Annotated in this window: 13 protein-coding genes; 7 read left to right on the top strand and 6 right to left on the bottom strand. The window is 41.6% G+C overall.

What is annotated here, in order from left to right:
* The first annotated feature begins 245 nt into the window (after nt 1-245).
* From FTU19_RS00170 to FTU19_RS00155, 4 genes are all read left to right on the top strand, one after another.
* Nucleotides 246-890, top strand: coding sequence for a hypothetical protein (locus FTU19_RS00170; protein ID WP_180129807.1), 645 nt, complete (start codon nt 246-248; stop codon nt 888-890).
* A 51-nt stretch (nt 891-941) separates the two neighbouring features.
* Nucleotides 942-2,069 carry an efflux RND transporter periplasmic adaptor subunit gene (locus FTU19_RS00165; RefSeq protein ID WP_180129805.1) on the top strand — a complete coding sequence of 376 codons (1,128 nt, stop codon included), beginning with the start codon at nt 942-944 and terminating at the stop codon, nt 2,067-2,069.
* Nucleotides 2,070-2,087: 18 nt separating this feature from the next.
* Entirely contained in the window at nt 2,088-5,195 is a 3,108-nt protein-coding gene (locus FTU19_RS00160; RefSeq protein ID WP_180105053.1) for an efflux RND transporter permease subunit, read from the top strand.
* Nucleotides 5,196-5,292: 97 nt separating this feature from the next.
* Nucleotides 5,293-7,011, top strand: coding sequence for a proline--tRNA ligase (locus FTU19_RS00155; RefSeq protein WP_180105052.1), 1,719 nt, complete (start codon nt 5,293-5,295; stop codon nt 7,009-7,011).
* Between the two features lie 56 nt (nt 7,012-7,067).
* On the opposite strand, the gene FTU19_RS00150 is transcribed toward FTU19_RS00155, so the two are convergent.
* The 6 genes from FTU19_RS00150 to FTU19_RS00125 all read right to left on the bottom strand — a co-directional run bounded on the left by FTU19_RS00150 (nt 7,068) and on the right by FTU19_RS00125 (nt 14,976).
* Entirely contained in the window at nt 7,068-8,483 is a 1,416-nt protein-coding gene (locus FTU19_RS00150) for a hypothetical protein (RefSeq protein WP_180105051.1), read from the bottom strand.
* Between the two features lie 16 nt (nt 8,484-8,499).
* The gene (locus FTU19_RS00145) at nt 8,500-10,674 is read right to left on the bottom strand and encodes a DUF6160 family protein (RefSeq protein ID WP_180129802.1); all 2,175 of its coding nucleotides are present in this window, start codon (nt 10,672-10,674) and stop codon (nt 8,500-8,502) included.
* Nucleotides 10,675-10,703: 29 nt separating this feature from the next.
* Entirely contained in the window at nt 10,704-11,420 is a 717-nt protein-coding gene (locus FTU19_RS00140) for a hypothetical protein (RefSeq protein WP_159123364.1), read from the bottom strand.
* A 12-nt stretch (nt 11,421-11,432) separates the two neighbouring features.
* On the bottom strand, nt 11,433-13,457 hold the full coding sequence (locus tag FTU19_RS00135) for a hypothetical protein (RefSeq protein ID WP_180129799.1): 2,025 nt from the start codon (nt 13,455-13,457) through the stop codon (nt 11,433-11,435).
* A 233-nt stretch (nt 13,458-13,690) separates the two neighbouring features.
* On the bottom strand, nt 13,691-14,260 hold the full coding sequence (gene dcd, locus FTU19_RS00130) for a dCTP deaminase (protein WP_004785008.1): 570 nt from the start codon (nt 14,258-14,260) through the stop codon (nt 13,691-13,693).
* Nucleotides 14,261-14,382: 122 nt separating this feature from the next.
* Nucleotides 14,383-14,976, bottom strand: a complete 594-nt coding sequence (locus tag FTU19_RS00125) for a LysE family translocator (protein ID WP_180129796.1) — start codon at nt 14,974-14,976, stop codon at nt 14,383-14,385.
* A gap of 647 nt (nt 14,977-15,623) precedes the next feature.
* Here FTU19_RS00125 and FTU19_RS00120 point away from each other — a divergent pair.
* Genes FTU19_RS00120 through FTU19_RS00110 form a run of 3 tightly spaced genes read left to right on the top strand, consistent with a single transcriptional unit; the run spans nt 15,624 to nt 19,125 of the window.
* Nucleotides 15,624-16,628: a TAXI family TRAP transporter solute-binding subunit gene (locus FTU19_RS00120; protein WP_159124389.1), complete on the top strand. Its 1,005-nt coding sequence runs from the start codon at nt 15,624-15,626 to the stop codon at nt 16,626-16,628.
* A complete protein-coding gene (locus tag FTU19_RS00115; protein ID WP_159124390.1) occupies nt 16,628-17,113 on the top strand; it encodes a DUF1850 domain-containing protein in 486 nt (161 codons plus the stop codon). The genes FTU19_RS00120 and FTU19_RS00115 overlap by 1 nt, the downstream gene beginning before the upstream one ends.
* On the top strand, nt 17,110-19,125 hold the full coding sequence (locus FTU19_RS00110) for a TRAP transporter permease (protein WP_166139308.1): 2,016 nt from the start codon (nt 17,110-17,112) through the stop codon (nt 19,123-19,125). The genes FTU19_RS00115 and FTU19_RS00110 overlap by 4 nt, the downstream gene beginning before the upstream one ends.
* Nucleotides 19,126-19,146: the final 21 nt, after the last annotated feature.

Here is a 19,146-nt window from a genome sequence, read left to right as displayed (position 1 = left end):
CTCATAGGATTATTTTATTACGATCGATAAACATTTTTAACACAAATCCACTTGTATTATCAATGAACATTTTCTACACAAGTGTGCATAAATGGCGGATTTTCATTAACCATTTCACATTTTTATTTTGTCATTGCTTTTTTTTTGACTGATGGTAGTTTTTAATTCGTGAATTTGAGTCTAATATAGCATTATTATTACTTTAAAATAAGTAATTTAGTCAACTTTCAATTGGGGAGCCAATGATGAGTCAGTTTTCAGAAAAACTTGCTTTCATTGATAAAAATAAAATGACTGGCCGATTCATATTTGCAGTGACACTTTTTCTTCAGGTCACCATTTCTTATGCCTCAACTGACCAGCCACCAAAAGCCACCTGGTACCGCTATTATGATAAGAAAGGTGTGGCCAATATCAGCACTAACGTTACCCCCAACCATATCCGCTATGGATATGAGGCACTTGACCAGAATATGCAGGTCATTAAACGTGCACGTCCTTATAATGTCGATAAAGATATTAAACAGGCGCCGCAACGTGCCCAGCAGGCTCAGCGCATTGCAGAAGACCAGAAACTGAAACGTGCCTATACCAATAGCCATGTTGCTCTACAAAAAAAGAATGAAAGTCTGAGCCAACTTAAAAAACAGATTGCCTTTCAGCAAGAGCAGATGAAACAGTTGCAGCAAGACCGGGTTATGTTTTTACGCCAAGAACGTGAATATTTACGTAAAGGCAATAATCCCCCGGCATCTTTGAAAGCCAACCTTGAAAACAACCAGAAAAACCTCATTTCTCAAAAAGAAAATATTCAATCTTTACAAACTCGCTATCGAAATATGGAAGCGGAATACGACAGAATTATTGCCCGTTTAAAAGCACTTGAATAAACACAAATAACTTGTTGTTGCTTTAAACGACCACAAGTGAAAAGGATTAATATGCCATTTGCACAGCATTTTCATATTTCAAAGACCCCTTCTTCGCGCTCTGTATTGATGGTGAGTGCACTTTGCTTAAGTCTTTTTCTAAGCGGCTGCAATAAAAATGAATCTACACCGCAAGCCGAAAGTCCCAAAACAATTGAACTAATTCTTCAGGATCTGGTAGCTGTAAAAACAGGTACTTCAATCCAGAAATCCGCATTTACCGGCACTATTCGCGCAGTCAACCAAAGCAGTATTCAAGCGCAGGTTTCGGCCACTGCCACCAGTGTTAATGCTCAGGTCGGTGACAATGTAGCTAAAGGTCAGGTACTGGTTCGCTTAAATAATCAGGACAATGCCGCACGTCTGGCTCAGGCCCGTGCCAATCTGGCATCTACCCAGGCACAGGCCAATCAGGCGCGTAACATGATGCAGCGCAAAAAGCGCCTGCTCGACCAAGGCTTTATTTCTAAAGTTGAATATGAGCAAAGTCAGGTTGACTATCAGGCCCAGGTTGAAAATGTCCGCGCACAGCAAGCCAATGTCGATATTGCCGTAAAAGCCGATCGTGATGGCATTATCACAAGCCCGATTAGTGGCGTGATCACCCAGCGTCAGGTTGAGCCCGGTCAAACCGTGGCGATCGGACAAACCCTGTTTGAAATCGTAAATCCAAATCAACTGGAAATTCAGGCCCGTGTCCCGAGTGAGATGCAGTCCAGTCTGCGTTTAGGTAGCAAAATTGAATACCAGATTCAGGGCAATCCAAACACATTTACCGCTGTTATTAGCCGGGTATCTCCAATTGCTGATCAGGCTAGTCGCCAGATTGAATTCTTCGCCAGACCAAATGAAAGTATTCCCTCTTTAAGTATTGGCTCTTTTGTTGAAGGCAATATTCTGAGTTCTCAACAAGTTTCTGGTCAGATTATTCCCCTCGATACCATTCAGGATATCCAGAATAAACCTTATGTCTGGGTTATTCGCCAGAACAAAATTATTAAAGTGAATGTTCAGGTTCTGGAACAGCGCTATAACCAGAATACTGCAGTGATCCAGGGTCTGGAAACAGGTGATCAGGTCAGTCGCATTCCATTTACCGAGGCAGATCTCAACAAGCCAGTGACAGTGCGTTCCAACTAATCAGACAGGATCATTAATATGTGGTTTACCCGAATTAGTGTGAAGTATCCCGTCTTCACCATTATGATGATGTTCTGTTTGATGGTGCTTGGACTAGCTTCCTGGCAGCGCATGGGTGTGGAAGAATTTCCGGATGTGGACTTCCCCTTTGTCGTGATTTATACCAACTATCCAGGTGCTTCCCCAGAAACTGTTGAATCGGAAATTACCAAAAAACTCGAAGACCAGATCAATACTATTTCCGGTTTAAAACAGGTGATTTCACAATCCAGTGAAGGCCTGTCGATGATTACGGCCGAATTCAATCTGGAAGTGCCTTCAACCACGGCAGCACAGGATGTCCGTGACAAAATTGCTTCAGTCACCGCTGAATTCCGTGATGAAATTCAGGAGCCAGTCGTCGAGCGTTATGATCCGACTGCCAATGCAATCATGTCGATCGTATTTGAGTCCGACAATATGGGTTTAAAGACACTAAGCTCCTATCTGGATCAGCGCATTGTTCCACAACTGAGAACTGTTCCGGGTGTAGGTACCGTCAACCTGCTCGGTGATGCACAGCGCCAGATTCGCATTCAGGTTGAACCACAGAAACTACAAGCTTTTGGCATTGGCGTGGATAGCGTCATTAATACTCTGAAATCTGAAAATATCGAAGTTCCGGGCGGTACATTAAAATCTGGCAACTCGGAACTGGTGATTGAGATCAATTCCAAAGTCCTGCATCCCCTCGCCTTTGGCGATCTGGTCATTGCCAATAAAAATGGTGCACCGATCTTTCTGAAACAGGTCGCAGAAATTGAAGATAGTCAGGCAGAACTTGAAACTGGTGCATTTCTGGATGGCAAGGCTGCAGTGGCTGTCGACATTCTGCGTAGCTCTGATTCTAATGTTATTGAAGTAGTAGACAGTACCTACAAAACTCTTGAAAGCATTAAAGCCCAATTGCCACAAGGAACCACCTTAAAAGTTGTGGTGGATTCTTCAAAAAGTATCCGCGGCACCATTGGTGATGTGGCGCGTACCATTATTGAGGGTGCGGTTCTTGCTGTGCTGATTGTTCTATTATTTTTAGGTTCTTTCCGCTCAACGGTCATTACTGGCCTCACTTTACCGATTGCATTGCTCGGAACTTTGACCTTTATCTGGGCTTTTGGTTTCAGCATCAATATGATGACCTTATTGGCCCTGTCTTTAAGTATCGGTTTGCTGATTGATGATGCAATTGTAGTACGGGAAAATATCGTACGGCATACCGATATGGGTAAAGACCATGTCACTGCCGCGCTGGACGGCACCAAAGAAATTGGCCTTGCCGTTCTGGCAACAACCCTGACCATTGTCGCGGTATTCTTGCCTGTTGCCTTTATGGGCGGAATCATTGGCCGTTTCTTCTATCAGTTCGGTGTAACGGTGAGTACCGCCGTTCTGATTTCCATGTTTGTTAGCTTCACTCTAGATCCAATGCTATCTGCGCATTGGGCAGAAAAGAAAAAAGATCCCAATAAAAAGCCAGGGCGCATTAAACGTTTCTTTAACTGGATTTCAGGTAAATTAGACAATTTAAGCCATGTCTATGAAAAACTGCTGAAACTGGCTTTGCGCTTTAGATTCATTACTATTGTAATTGCAGTGGCGTCTTTGTTTGGCGCTCTAGCCCTGTCGAAACTGATTGGTACCGAGTTCGTACCTGTCCCGGATAAGGGTGAAATCCGGATCAAGTTTGAAACTCCAGTCGATGCTTCACTGGAATATTCACAAGCCAAACTGCAGCAGGTCGATAAAATTGTACGTCAGCATCCTGATGTACGTGCAACTTACGGCGTAATTAATGGTGTGACCGATCGCGGTAAAAACCATGTCAGCTTACGTGTCACTGTGACTCCGCGGACTGAACGCGAGAAAAGCTTGAATGATCTCAATAATGAATTCCGTCAACGTTTACAATCTGTGGGCGGCATTACCATTACCTCAGTCGCTTCCGCGGATGAAACCGTATCGGGTGGCCAAAAGCCGATTATGATTTCAATCAAAGGCCCTGATTTGAATGAACTACAGAAGATTTCCGATCGCTTTATGGTCGAGATGGCTAAAATTGATGGCATTGTCGATCTTGAATCCTCACTGAAAGAGCCAAAACCGACCTTAGGTGTACAGATCAATCGCGTTCTGGCCAGTGATCTTGGTTTGTCAGTCAATCAAATTGCCAATGTGGTTCGCCCACTGATTGCCGGCGATGATGTCACCACCTGGCAGGATGAAAAAGGTGAAACTTATGATGTTAACTTACGCCTGACCGAAGACCGGCGCACCCTGCCGAGTGATCTGCAAAATATGTATATCACTTCATCTAAAATGGATGGCAATAATCAGCCGATCTTGATCCCACTTTCTAGCGTTGCTAATTTTGAAGAAAAACTGGGAGCTTCTCAGATTAATCGTCGAGATCTGGCGCGTGAGGTGCTGGTTGAAGCAAATACCTCTGGACGCCCCGCAGGTGACATCGGTACGGATATCAGCAGACTTCAGGATAGTTTCGACATGCCGCCGGGTTATAGTTTTGATACCCAAGGCGCCAATGCAGATATGGCAGAATCCGCAGGTTATGCGCTCACTGCGATTACCCTGTCAATTGTATTCATTTATATAGTACTCGGCTCCCAGTTCAACAGCTTTATTCACCCTGCTGCCATTATGGCTTCATTACCCTTGTCATTAATTGGTGTATTCCTGGCGCTATTCCTGTTTAATTCGACCATGAACCTGTTTTCAATTATCGGTATTATTATGCTGATGGGCCTGGTGACCAAAAATGCGATTCTGCTTATCGACTTCATCAAGAAAGCCATGGATCGGGGTGAAGCCCGTTATGATGCGATTCTGAATGCCGGCAAAACCCGTTTACGTCCAATTCTGATGACCACCAGTGCCATGGTCATGGGAATGGTGCCGCTCGCTCTGGGCTTAGGTGAAGGTGGTGAACAAAGTGCACCGATGGCACATGCCGTGATCGGCGGGGTAATTACCTCCACCCTGCTGACATTGGTCGTGGTTCCAGTGATTTTCACTTACCTGGATGACTTTAAGAATTTTATGCTGCGCCAAGCCCGTAAAATCATGGCATAATTTAAACCATCACAATGAGGTGACATTCACGAATGTTCACCTCATTTTTTATTGTATAATCTCTGCTTTAACGCTTAATTTTTTTAGGACAGTTTCCATGCGCGCGAGTCGCTTTTTATTTGCAACGTTGAGAGAAACCCCGAACGATGCTGAAGTTATTTCACATCAGCTGATGCTTCGTGCCGGTATGATTCGTAAGTTGGCTTCAGGTTTGTACACCTGGCTGCCGATGGGCGTTCGCGTATTAAATAAAGTTGCAGCGATCGTTCGCGAAGAGATGAATAACGCGGGTTCACTCGAAGTCTTGATGCCTGTGACCCAACCAGCTTCTCTTTGGGAAGAATCTGGTCGTTATGTGCAATACGGTCCTGAACTATTACGTTTTAAAGATCGTCATACCAATGACTTTGTGCTTGGCCCAACACATGAAGAAGTGATCACTGATCTGGCACGTAATGAGCTAAAAAGTTACAAACAACTGCCTGCAAACTTCTACCAGGTTCAAACCAAGTTCCGTGACGAAATTCGTCCTCGTTTTGGCGTAATGCGCTCACGTGAATTCATCATGAAAGATGCCTATTCTTTCCATGCGGATCAGGAATCTCTGCAAGAAACTTACGACAAAATGTACGAAGCGTACTGCAAGATCTTTACCCGTTTAGGTCTGGATTTCCGTCCAGTACAAGCGGATACCGGTTCAATCGGTGGTTCAGGTTCACACGAATTCCACGTCTTGGCTTCAAGTGGTGAAGATGATATCGCCTTCTCAACTGAATCTGATTATGCGGCTAACATCGAAATGGCTGAAGCGATTCTGGTGGGTGATCGTGCTGCTCCAACTCAAGAACTGAAAGTGGTTGATACCCCAAATCAAAAAACGATTGCTGATGTATCAAGCTTCCTTGGTACTGATCCTGCGCATTCAGTAAAGGCATTACTGGTTCAAGGCGTTGCAGCTGAAGAAGGTAAAGCAGCTCCTGTCGTTGCCCTGTTCCTTCGTGGTGACCATGAACTGAATGAAATTAAAGCCGAAAAGCATCCAAAAATTGCTGCGCCTTTGGCTTTTGCTACTGAAGCTCAACTTGCTGAACTAGGTTTGACTGCTGGTTTTGTAGGTCCGCAAGGTTTAGTAGAAAAAGGCCTAACAGTAATCGTTGACCGTGCTGCTTCTGTACTGTCTGACTTTGTTGCAGGTGCAAACGAAGCAGACAAGCACTCAACTGGCGTGAACTGGGAACGTGATGCGCAGTTTAGCGAAGTTTATGACCTGCGTAATGTGGTTGAAGGCGATCCTTCTCCAGATGGTAAAGGTACACTTCAAATCAAACGTGGTATCGAAGTAGGTCATATCTTCCAGTTAGGCAAAAAATACTCTGAAGCTTTAGGCTGTAAAGTCTTAGGTGAAGATGGCAAACCATTCACTGTAACCATGGGTTGTTATGGTATCGGTGTGACACGTGTCGTAGCATCTGCAATTGAACAGAATTACGATGAAAAAGGTATCATCTGGCCGGCTGCGATCGCTCCATTTGAAGTGGCAATTGTGCCAATGAATGCGCATAAATCACCTCGCACTTTAGAAGCAGCTGAAAGCTTATATGCAGAACTGCAAGCTGCTGGTTTTGACGTATTGCTTGATGACCGTAACGAGCGTCCAGGTGTGAAATTCTCTGATCTTGAATTGACTGGTATTCCACATCGCATTGTGATTGGTGAAAAAGGTCTGGATGCAGGTACTTTTGAATATAAAGGTCGCCGTGATGCAGAATCAGTAAATCTTTCGAAAGAAGAATTACTGACAAAAATTGCGAAATAATTTTTTCTGAATCAATAAAAAATCCCGCTTAGTGCGGGATTTTTTATATGTCTGAATTAGCAGAACTTATGTCCGCCAAAGCAGTTTGAGGTCACATTCTGGTTCTGTAGCAGCTTATCCATTAAGGTTAAAGTTGCAGGAGTACCATCTACATAGTTAGTAAATTTACCTACATCAATATTCAATTTACGTACCACCGCGACATTCGCCAGAGACCCTAAAGCCTCGCCCACACTGACATCAATCAAGTTTTCAGGACGTAAAAGAAATTCAGAAATAGCAGTTGCTACCTGAGGTAACACGAATGAAATATCAACTTCATCTGTAGTTTTTAATACACCCAGTTGAATCGGGTCTTTAAAAGATAGCCACCAACCTGGTTTGGCAATATCAGCCGCGTCCGCACCTTGCCAATGCACATTCTGACTCTGTAAAGACAAATAACCGCCTGTACCATTTAATGGAATATTATGGATCATATTTAGAGCCTGAACAAAGGTGATGTCCATATTCAGGTTATCCAGACTTGAACCAGCACCCATTTGAAAGAAAGAATGTGTTCCTAAATTAAGAAATCCAATTAATGGATCAAACTCTACATACAGCTTATCTTTTGAAAAATCTGGTGTACCAATCACATCACTTGGCAAAGTTGAACCCGTTAAAGCCTTTGCTAATGGAATCGAAGCAATAGTAGAACGGATATTACTTACAGTCGCTGACTTTAAGCGTTGCCCAGTCACGACAGTTTCTGGCATAGTAAAGTCTACCCGCATGGAAGGCACTGTAATCCCGGTATGGCCATCAGCACCTGGCTTACTGGTAAAAGTACGTGTTTGTCCTAAAGCCTTTAGATTCCCTGAGATTTTTTCATCATTTGCAATACCAAAGGTTCCCGCTTTTGTAACAGACTCACCAGTGGTTTGCGCCATTTTCATATAACCACTAAAACTTTTGAGGCCATCATTCGGATTTTCGATGTTGTCAGTCCCCATGGTTAAGAGTCCGACAATTTTATCTGCACCTAGACGAAAACCGACCACTTCACGGGTAGAAGCACTTCCACCATTTTTAATTGCAAACTCAACAAAGGGATTACTCACACTGGCACTGGTATTAGCACGGTCGCCTGAAAAGACAGGGTTACCTTTATCATCAAGAGAGGTATTTAAGCCACTCAATGCCAAGTTAGAAATATCAATATCACAACCATTAGTATTCCCAATACTGTTATTCGTTCCACCACAACCGAGCTGCAAAGTTTTGATATTAATGTTCAGTTCCATTAAAGCTTCAATACTTAGCTTATGGAAGTTAATCCCTTGTGATGAATCATAAGCATTTTCCAAATTTAATAATGCCTGTGCATCAACTGCCGATAAAGCCTCATCGTCTAAGGCTGTCATTGCCATCGCCTGTTGAGTAAGGCCCATTAAAGTAACAATCAAGCTATTCAATATTATTTTTTTCATGAAATCATCCCTTATTTCAGCGCGGTGTAATGCCTAGCGTACTGCGCATGGTTCCGCCTGTGAGTGCAATTGTTGCTATATTCTGCATATTGCCATTTGTGGTCATGGCCATGTTGGTTCTAAACGGCTCGATAATCTTCTGATCTTTATTAAATTTAATTTGATTATCTAAAGTAACAGTATCTTCACTCACGCCTATTTTGGTGATTAATCCTAAATTCCCTTCCATACGATTAAAGTTAATCGCAGAAGTATGAACTGCACCTGTGCTATCTACATCTTCATTAATCAGACTAAAATAACTACCAAGATTATTAACATCACCTTTTTCTGTAGAAGTTAATGTTCGGAACTTAAAGTTTGCATCCAACGATAAATAATTTTCGCCTGCTACATCCAGTCCCGGAATAATCATTAACTCACCACTACCATCAAGCATCATGGCAATTGTTGTTAATACATCATCGCGTTTAGAAAAGTTGTCATCAGGAACAAACTGATCACATTTATTGCCTGATACACAGTTATATTTAGATCCCGGTAATTGGCCAATTGCCACTTCAGCTTTAGCTGCGATCAGCAATTTATCAGCTTTTACATAGATGCCTTCATCTTCATAACCAATAACCCCTTTGGATTCAATAAAGGCATCAATATTTCGAAGGCCAGCATAATAGTTTCGCGCATGGCCATTCTCTACACCACCATCAATTAAAAGAATTGAAGTTGTACTTGGTGCTCCAGTTTTGGCATCCTTTCCATAACCTTCAGTTGATGCCATCACGTTATAGGCAATACCATTCTTGTCACCGTCATATTTTGTACCCGACAAAGCAACATTGGCATTCAGGTTGTAAATTGGAACACCAATTCCCCAAGAACCACTATTCCCGGAAATAATACCAGTATCATTAGAAATAAAATTTGCTTTGGCTGCAATCGACTGGAAATCCATACCCCGTATGGCGATTAGTGCAAAATCCTGATTAGCAGACGTACTGCTTAAAGTTTGCTGCAAAATCGGATTACTTTGTCTAAGTGTTGACTTAATATTGTCATTAACTAAAAATTCTAGGCTCTGCGCCTGAATTGTATTGATATAAATATCGCCAAAATCGATATATGCATTATTTTTTCCAGTTAATGAACGTAATTCATTAAACTGAACTGCATAGCTTCCTTTACCCGTATGACCAATTTCCAAAGTCGTTGGTTTTAAACCCTGTGCTGCTGCCACTTCCTGATTGGTAAAATCAGCTGATAAACCAAGATGCAAGCCGCCTTCACCTGCGTTATAGCTTGAAACACTGCGATCTTGTCGCGTCAGCACACCACCAACTTTATTACTTATATCAAAAGAGTTCAGTTTTGACTGATCAGCACCTAACGACAAACGTGCATTACTCACTGCACCCGAAATACCATAGCGCATGATATTTTTTAAATCGCCATCTCCATTCTGATAGCGTAAATCAAAGTTTAATCCAGCTGTTTGCGCACCAGTTGTTCCTACAGCCACTGGTTTTAAATTAATTAGATGGTCTTGTGTGCCACTTTTACTGGCGAGTACGATGCCTTGTGTCGGGTCTATATACATATAGCCCGTACCAGCGAAGTTAAAATTAAAGTTATCTAGAACTAAGCTATTTGTACCTAAAGTATGTTTGATCGTGGCATCTTGCAAATTGAAATCGATAGTAGCTGTTTCATTCTTATTGAATAAACCTGCTGTCGTATGAAGCACCATTTTAAATGGACTATCAATCGCAAGACCTAATTTGCCCAAATTTTGATTGTTTTCGACACAGCTTGTTCCAACACAATCCTTACTCACAAGTTTAAAATCTGCATTGGCACTAAAGGGAGCTACGCTTGCTTCTAGACGGATCCCTGCACCAGCATCGGTCGCACCGACATCAAACTTAAGCTGGCTTAAAATCGCATTTTGATCTTTGCCTAAGATTTCTACTTTATGCAATCCCAGTCCCATCTTGGTATTTACATCAGCATTCGGGTCATACCAATTGAGCTGTTCAACTTCTACTTTTGATACCTCGTGTGTAATCGTAATACCGTCTTGACCAGTGATATGACCCAATTCTTGTTCTTCAATCAGATCTAGTGCATAACTATGCTGTGCTAAACAGACACATGCCGTTAATAATTTAATTTGTGATTTTATTTTTTTCATTCTTTCATCCCTATACTGCATCCATGCAGTTAGCAACGGCTTTGTGCACTCCCAGCTGAGCAGTTAAAGCCAAATATTTTTAAGTTTCCTGACATGTGCATGTTGCCATGCATATTGAGACCCATAAACCCCTTCTCACGCCCCCGGTCAAATTCTGGAACATCTGCTGAGGCAGTGGTATATGTACCGTCCGCTTTATAAACACGATTGGTGAAGGTCGTATACTTCTCTGAATTGGCATAGCCTTCTTTATCGCCCTCACCGGTTCCGGTTTCAATAGCCAAAGTATTAAAACCCAAGTTTCTGATTTTTAAAGGTTTATCATCATAAAAAGTGATTTTCATGGCTGTTTGAGGATCGCCTGCCACATTAGTAATTGTAGTGCCATCGATAGAAAACTTATCAATTTGCAGGGTGCCTTGTATGCCTTTAAATACCAGCCATTTTTTATTGCCTTGAGCATCAACATGATTGTTCGGAGAAATAGCCAAGCGACAAAACAAGGTGTTAATTCCACAATCTGTTGTTGGCTTGTAATACACCTCTAACTTATTAGCGACCGTTTCAGAAATTTGAGATTTCGTTAAATCAGTAGCGTATTGATGGTTGAGTGACAAGGTCCAGCTTAAATCTGCTCCGCCTTGACCCGTTTCCGCTGTCATTTGCTGCGGATCAAGACTGACCAAGCCGGCTTGTGTCGCAAAAGAAATCCCAAGAACTGTAGCAAGCATTAACTTTTTCAACATTGCCCTATTCCTTTATAGACCTGTAGTTTTTATTTTTAGATGTTGAATCAACACACCATCAATCACTGCTGAACCAAAATTCCTCATTGAGTTATCAGTAGCCCCCCTAAATACCACACCAGTAGCATTATTATCATCTTTTGCCTTCAGCATATTAGTATTGGCAATACGTTCAACAGAACCAATGGCGATACTACTGTGAGTTGCATCGCGTCCTTGATACAAGGCAATGCTATCTGAAGCTTGAGCTTTAATTTCAGTACCACACGTATATACATTACATGTAGAGCCTAAAAGTGCTTCTGATCCTAAAAAGCCACCTTTTCCATCTGGATAACGCTGATAAATCCGGTTGTAAATATCTGGAATTTTAGGAATACGTGTCACTTCCAAAATAATATTATTTCCTTCCGAACCCACAACAAAAGGCTGATACATACTTCCTAGTACCAAATTGATATTCGGGCTATATAAATACAATCCCTCGGTATCATGAAATATAGGAGCTGCAGAGCCATTTAAAGCAGGAGTCGGACCATCTCCATCAAGATTATTCTCTTTTGCTGCACTACTAATACGAATCCCTTTACTGTTCAAATTGTTTGAATCACTGGTCAAAGTAGAGGGATCATCATTAGTATTGAGTCGGATCAGACTCGCCAGGCCCAAGGTTTGACTATATGCAAGATCAGGCGATGTAAGGGTTTGAAATAATCGGACTTGCGAACCGTTCATGCTCAAGCCATTAGCAATAAACTGTGCACGAAAACGTTCAGAAATATCTAAGCCTGAAGTAGGTGCTCCAGTAGCATAATCTACGGTATTACTTGAATTTAAAGAACGTGAGAAAATATCAGTCCAGAAACCAAGCTTAATATTATTATCTGCTTCATTTGCAGCAACTGTTGCAAGAGGTGCTTCTAAAGCTAGATAGCCCACTTCTTTTCCCGTATCCGTAAACTGTTTTACTGTTTCGGCTCCGGCATGAAATAACCAAGGATTGCTGGCTGTTCCCCAATTAAACCCCTGATTGCTATAGCGGCTACTGAGTGAATTATCACTTTTTGATAAAGCTAAACCATAGATAAATACATCAGCCTTCGTACGAAGCGTACTGACTGAGGCACCCATTGCAGCTTCTTTGGCCGCTGTTGTTGCGCTCGCTTTAACCGCCTGCTCCATAGCAGTCACTGCATTTTTTGCCTGAATCAGTGCATACCTATCAGCTTCAATTGCTAGTTTTTCTTGAGTCCTGTTTTCAACAATCGTTGTTACCCCAGGATCGATCAAATTACTTCGGGATCCTACAGCCTGAGTCCATTTATTATTAAGAGAAACGGATGCCCGATCCCCCCATAATAATTCAATCATTTCATAAGTATTGGCTAAAGCATATTCAGCCGACTTATTCTTTAGACCAAGAGTAGATTCCAATGACCCTGGTTTGGTTATTGTTCCATCATTACTTAGAGATAAAGGCCAAAGGTTACCATCATAATAATCTTGATAACGCTGATCATAATATTGCTTCATTAAAGCGGAATTACGATATTCTTCCACAATACCATTACGTGCATTAGCACCAATTTCATTACGGATTGCGGTTAAAGTCGTATTATAGTTTTGAGTTTTATAGGTACTGACACTATTGTCATAAGTCGTTTGATAAAGATTGGCATTTGCACTAATACCATTTAAATAGCTACTCGCATACACTCGATCATAGACTTTATTATAGGCACGCTCACCTAATTGAGCATAGTTTTCTCCAGTCGGAATAATACGAATAAAGCCTGTGTCTGCCTGACCTGGATTGGCAATGTTTCGTGCATAGCTTGAACCGCTGGAAGCATCATTCGGTGCCTGAAAAACCATTTTAAAGTCATCAAGTACCAGGGCAACACCTTCACCGGTAGTATCAGAAAGAGAAGAATCTGTTAATTCCTGCATTGCATGTGCGGATGGCAATAATCCTAAACCGATCATCATTGCCAAATAGCTTTTACGAAATTGAAATTTAGCTTTTATTTGAGCCATCTCGACCTATCCTTCTTATCTGATGCTCCGCATCTTTATCCTTCAGCTTCCCAGCCTTCAATTTTTGATTTTTATGATGCTTGGCACATCTTTTTTATATATTCATTCTTCATTATGCTTATTTTTAGAAGGATTACCAAAGCCAAAAGACTAAAAATCCCGAGTTTCCGATGAATGAAACAGCAAAAAAATAAGCGAGGCATTTGCCTCGCTTATTCAATGCTTTAAAACAATTAAGCTTTAGGCAAAGTAACGCCTGTCTGCCCTTGGTATTTACCACCACGATCTTTATAGGAGGTTTCACAAACTTCGTCTGATTCGAAGAACAACATTTGAGCCACACCCTCACCCGCATAAATACGTGCAGGCAGGTTAGTTGTATTTGAAAACTCTAGCGTGACATGACCTTCCCACTCAGGTTCAAGTGGAGTCACATTCACGATAATGCCGCAACGTGCATAGGTCGATTTACCCAAACAAACGGTCAGCACATTTCGTGGAATACGGAAGTATTCTACTGTACGCGCCAAAGCAAATGAGTTGGGTGGAATGATACAAACATCCGATTCAATATCGATAAAGCTTTTCTCGTCAAAGTTTTTCGGATCGACAATTGCAGAGTGAACATTGGTGAATACTTTAAACTCACGCGCACATCGCACGTCATAGCCATAGCTTGAAACACCATAAGAAATCAGCTTTTGACCATTTTCATCCAGACGAATCTGGTTTTCTGCATACGGTTCAATCATGCCGTGTTTTTCGCTCATTTCGCGAATCCAACGATCAGACTTAATTGCCATTGATATAATCCAAAAATCTTAAAAATAAGTAATTGCGACGTACTTTAACTGAAATTGACACTAATGAAAATAAGCGAAATTCTGACAGCTAAATTTCAGGAAATTTAGCTGCTTTTTCAGGTTTAAAGACTGAGGAGTGCTGAATAGGATAAAGGTACAGAAAAGCTCATTAAAATAATGGAAGCGGTCTTTTGTAAGTTCTTTTGATTCAGCCAGCGATTGTTTTTTCTGGCCAATAAGCTACCTAAAAAGGTCCAGAAAAATGCGATAGGAATAAGTAATGCCAAGAATGCCAGCATATAAGTCACATAATATTGACTGCTTTTCCACACCATGACCGGGAAAATAGCCGAAGCAAATAATAATGCCTTAGGATTCAGCAAAGTCGCCAAAAATAGTTCCCGTGCCCGAATCGAAATACATTGAAAATTTTCACCAAGTTCTGCGGTACGCCATAATTTTAAAGCTAAAAATAGAATATAAGTAGCACTACAGAGTTTGAGAATATGAGGTAATTCCGGTAAATAGACCGAGATTTTACCAATCAAAAAGCCCCAGAATGTAATTGCGATGAGATAGCCGAAAGCTTCTGCAGGAATAAGGCGAAAAGTTTTTCTAAATCCAACTTGAATACCTGACGATGCCAATAAAGTATTGGTTGGGCCCGGTGTTAATAGAATGGCTGCCACTAAACCAATAAATAACCATGAAATCATAGTTTGACCTCGCTCTTAGGTATTAAGCATAAAATAATCCGGTCAAATCTGCAAAAAAATAATTGTAAGAGAACATATTAAAAAAAAATATATTTTATTTTTTTATTTATTTTCATATAATTATATAAAAATAAAAGAAAATTTTATTTCAGTCAATTTTGTCAATTTATAAAGCTATAAGCTCATCATAAAATTGCTATAAAAGTAGAAGTTTCAATAGAGTATTCGGACTTAAAATTCCTGAAATACTAGTCTCTACAACATGAAAGAAAAATCATCCAAAACTTTAAAATCATTATTTCTAGTAATCTTTGATTGAATTTTAACTAACTAAAAATCCCTGCTCTTGCATATGAACTTTGCACACTTCTATAGAAAGATTTAGTGATGGGAGCAACTTTTACCTAACTCCTAATGATTAAATTTCCACTCTCCATTTAAGATGTCTATCTTGCTCAATTTGTTCAACATATTGATAAAGCAAAATTTCGAAAAAAATGTTATTAAAGGTATTCAGACAAAATAATTGCTGTTAAATTGTACAAGGACAACAATTGATAATTCACATTTTTTAACATCCAGACGGTTTAGTATATTGTTGTTTTAATTATATTTTAAGAACTACAGAATAATATCAGGAGTCATATATGAATAAATGGATCAAACTTTCAGTCATGAGCTTAGCGTTATCAGGCGTAGTTGCCTGCTCGAATGATAATGCACAAAATAAATCAGATAATCAGGCTGCATCTGGCGAGAGCGTAGCTGCAGATAAACTGCAAACCCGATTTGTCAATATTGCGACAGGCGGTGCCTCAGGCCCTTATAATGTCATCGGAACAGGATTGGCTGAAATCTATAACAAGACCTACGGCGTAAGTTCCAAAACCCAGACCACAGGGGCTTCTGTCGAAAATCTAAATTTATTAAAACAGAACAAGGTTGAAATGGCCTTTGTCATGAGCGACAGCTTAACTGAAGCAATTAATGGTCAAGGCAGTTTTAGTTCTAAAATTGACAACGTGCAGCAGATCGCTGCGCTTTATCCAAACTATGTACAGATTGTCACTTCAAAACGTTCTGGTATCAAAAATATTGAAGATCTCAAAGGCAAACGTATTGCAGTGGGCGCCCAGAATTCAGGTGTAGAAGTGAATGCCCGTACTCTATTGAACGGTTTTGGTATCACTTATAAGGATGTCAAAGTAGATTACTTAGGTTATGCCGAAGCAGCTGATGCCTTGAAAGGCGGTAAACTGGATGCAGCCTTCCTGACCAGTGGTCTTCCAAACTCTTCACTGATGGAGCTGCAACAGGGCTTTGATCTACAACTGGTGAGTATTAATCCAGATAAAGTGAAAGCGATTGCCAAAGATCAGGCGTATTTCCTGCCAATGACCATTCCTAAAGGGACCTATGGCAATGCTGAAGATATTCCTACAGCTGCGATCATGAATGCGCTGGTGGTTCGTTCTGATCTCTCTACAGATGATGTATATAAGCTAACCAAGACGTTCTTCTCCAGCTTGGATCAACTCGCCAATTCACATCAGGCTGCTAAAGAAATCACTTTAGAAGGTGCACAAAAAGGTCTGGTTGCTCAACTGCATCCGGGCGCGCAAAAATTCTATGATGAGAATAAAGCGAACTGATGAAATGGATACAAGGTGCAGCGATTGCTGCACTTTTTAGTTTGGCTACTTTTTTTATTAGCTGTGTTTGGATGACATTTCCGTATATTTTTGTGGAAGTGAAAGAGCAAAATTTTCAGTGCAAAATTGACCAGAAATCTTTTCAGCTCAGCTGGATGCATTCGGTAGAAAGAACACATTGGAAAGAACGTTATCTTCTAGACAAGGATCATTTCATTCTGACAGACACTCAGTTCATTTCATTTGGTGCGGGTACACCTGATCAAGGTACTATTACTCGACAGGATGATGGCAATATCCATATGCAAATCAACCGAGAGATGAAAGAACTCAACTGGGTCATTTCACGCAGAATGCAGGGACAAATTGAGAGTGCTGATCGGATCTGGAATATTTATCAGGATTTTCCCGACTACAGCACGGTACAACTTTCTATAAAAAAAGACAGCCCATGGAAAAAAAGAGGTTTAAATGATTGCCTATGAATCCACAAGAAACAAGAAATGTGACCGAAGCACTGGATGATCAACAGCAACAAGAATTATTAGAAAAATTTGACCGTGAATCTGTCACTCGCAATCCGATCAACAAATCGGTTCGCTGGTTTATTGCTGCCTTGGCAATATCCTATTCGTTATTTCATCTTTATATTACTTTTAATCCCTTGCCAGAACTGATTCAACGTGCAGCCCATGTATCCATTGGTCTGGCGCTGATTTTCTTGTTATATCCAGCACGTCAAGCAAGTAGCCGACAAAAAGTCGCATGGACAGACTGGATTTGGGTGATCGCCTCTTTTGCTTCTTTCTTTTATTTATTTAAAGAGTATCAAGCGATTATGACCACTCGGGGAGGCATTCCCAATACGCTGGACATTGTCTTCTCGATTATGACAGTAGTATTGGTGGTTGAGGCTGCTCGAAGGGTAATGGGCTGGATGTTGCCGATCTTAGGACTGATTTTCTTAAGCTATCCATTTGTCAGTCATTTTGAATGGATGCCGGATCGCTTGCTCACTCGCCCCTATACATTCAGTGATATTTTCGGACAAATGTATCTGAAGACTGAAGGTTTATATTCTTCAGCCATTGGTGCTTCAGTCACCTTTATTTTCCTGTTTATCCTGTTTGGTGCCTTTCTGGCGAAATCAGGAATGGGAAAATTATTTAATGATCTCGCCATGGCACTTGCGGGACATAAGCAAGGTGGACCAGCCAAGGTCGCGGTGATTTCCAGCGGTTTTATGGGCAGTATCAACGGGACGGCGGTTGCCAATGTCGTAGGAACAGGTTCATTTACCATTCCTTTAATGAAGAAAATTGGCTATCACAAAAACTTTGCCGGTGCAGTGGAAGCCAGTGCTTCTGTCGGCGGGCAGATCTTGCCGCCAGTAATGGGTGCCAGTGCCTTCATCATGGCAGAAACCACGGGTGTCAGTTATGGCACGATTGCCTTAGCTGCGGTATTACCTGCCCTGCTGTATTATCTCGGTGTGATGGCACAAGTCCATTTCAGAGCTGGCCGAGATCACCTGAAAGGCGTTCCCAAAGCTGACCTACCACGAGTCAAAGAAGTCCTGAAAGAACGAGGACATTTATTATTTCCAATCGTTGCTTTGGTATTCTTTTTATTCCAGTCGATTCCAGTGAGTTATGCCGCTGTTTATACAATTTTGTTGACCATTGTGGTGGCAGCATTCAGAAAATCCACCCGTATGGGGCCTAAGGAAATTCTGGAAGCTTTGGCTGATGGCGCCAAGCAGTCACTTTCAGTGATGGCTGCCTGTGCGGTCGTGGGTATCATTATTGGTGTGGTGAGCTTGACTAGCTTTGGTTCTGTCATGACTTCTTCAATCATGAGTATTGGTGCTGGCAGTCTGTTCCTCACTCTGTTCTTCACCATGATTGCATCGATGATTTTGGGCATGGGTCTACCATCGATTCCAGCCTATATCATTACCGCGACGATGGCTGCTCCGGCTTTGGCCAACTTTGATATTCCAATCCTAGTCGCGCATATGTTCGTATTCTATTTTGGCCTGTTTGCCAATATTACCCCTCCCGTCGCCTTAGCCGCCTTTGCTGGTGCGGGGATTGCCGGGGGTGACCCAATGCGGACTGGATTCCTGGCCTTGCGCCTATCCCTAGCCGGATTTATTGTGCCCTTCCTGTTTGTCTATAACCCGGCGATGCTGATGATTGATACAACAGATATTGCCGTGAATGCCAAAGAATTTGCCTTACCGGCATGGAATGTCATTTTAAGCATTACCGTAACATCCATTGTCGGCATTCTGGCACTTGGCGCTGCAGTAGAAGGCTACTTTAAAACCGCGATGAATTGGTTCTGGCGCATCTTCCTAGGGGTTGGCGCTCTCATGATGATTGTGCCTGAGACCATGACCGATATTATCGGCACCATCATGGTGATTATTGCAATTGGCTTTAATATCATTCAGGCAAGAAAAGAAAATACAGCTACGACTAAAACCTCATAAAAAAAAGAGAGCTTAAGCTCT

This window comes from Acinetobacter sp. YH12072, from assembly GCF_013419565.1.
Taxonomy (GTDB): Bacteria; Pseudomonadota; Gammaproteobacteria; order Pseudomonadales; family Moraxellaceae; genus Acinetobacter.
The sequence above is the reverse complement of the archived record's forward strand: the minus strand, read 5'-3'. Positions and strand labels throughout refer to the sequence as shown.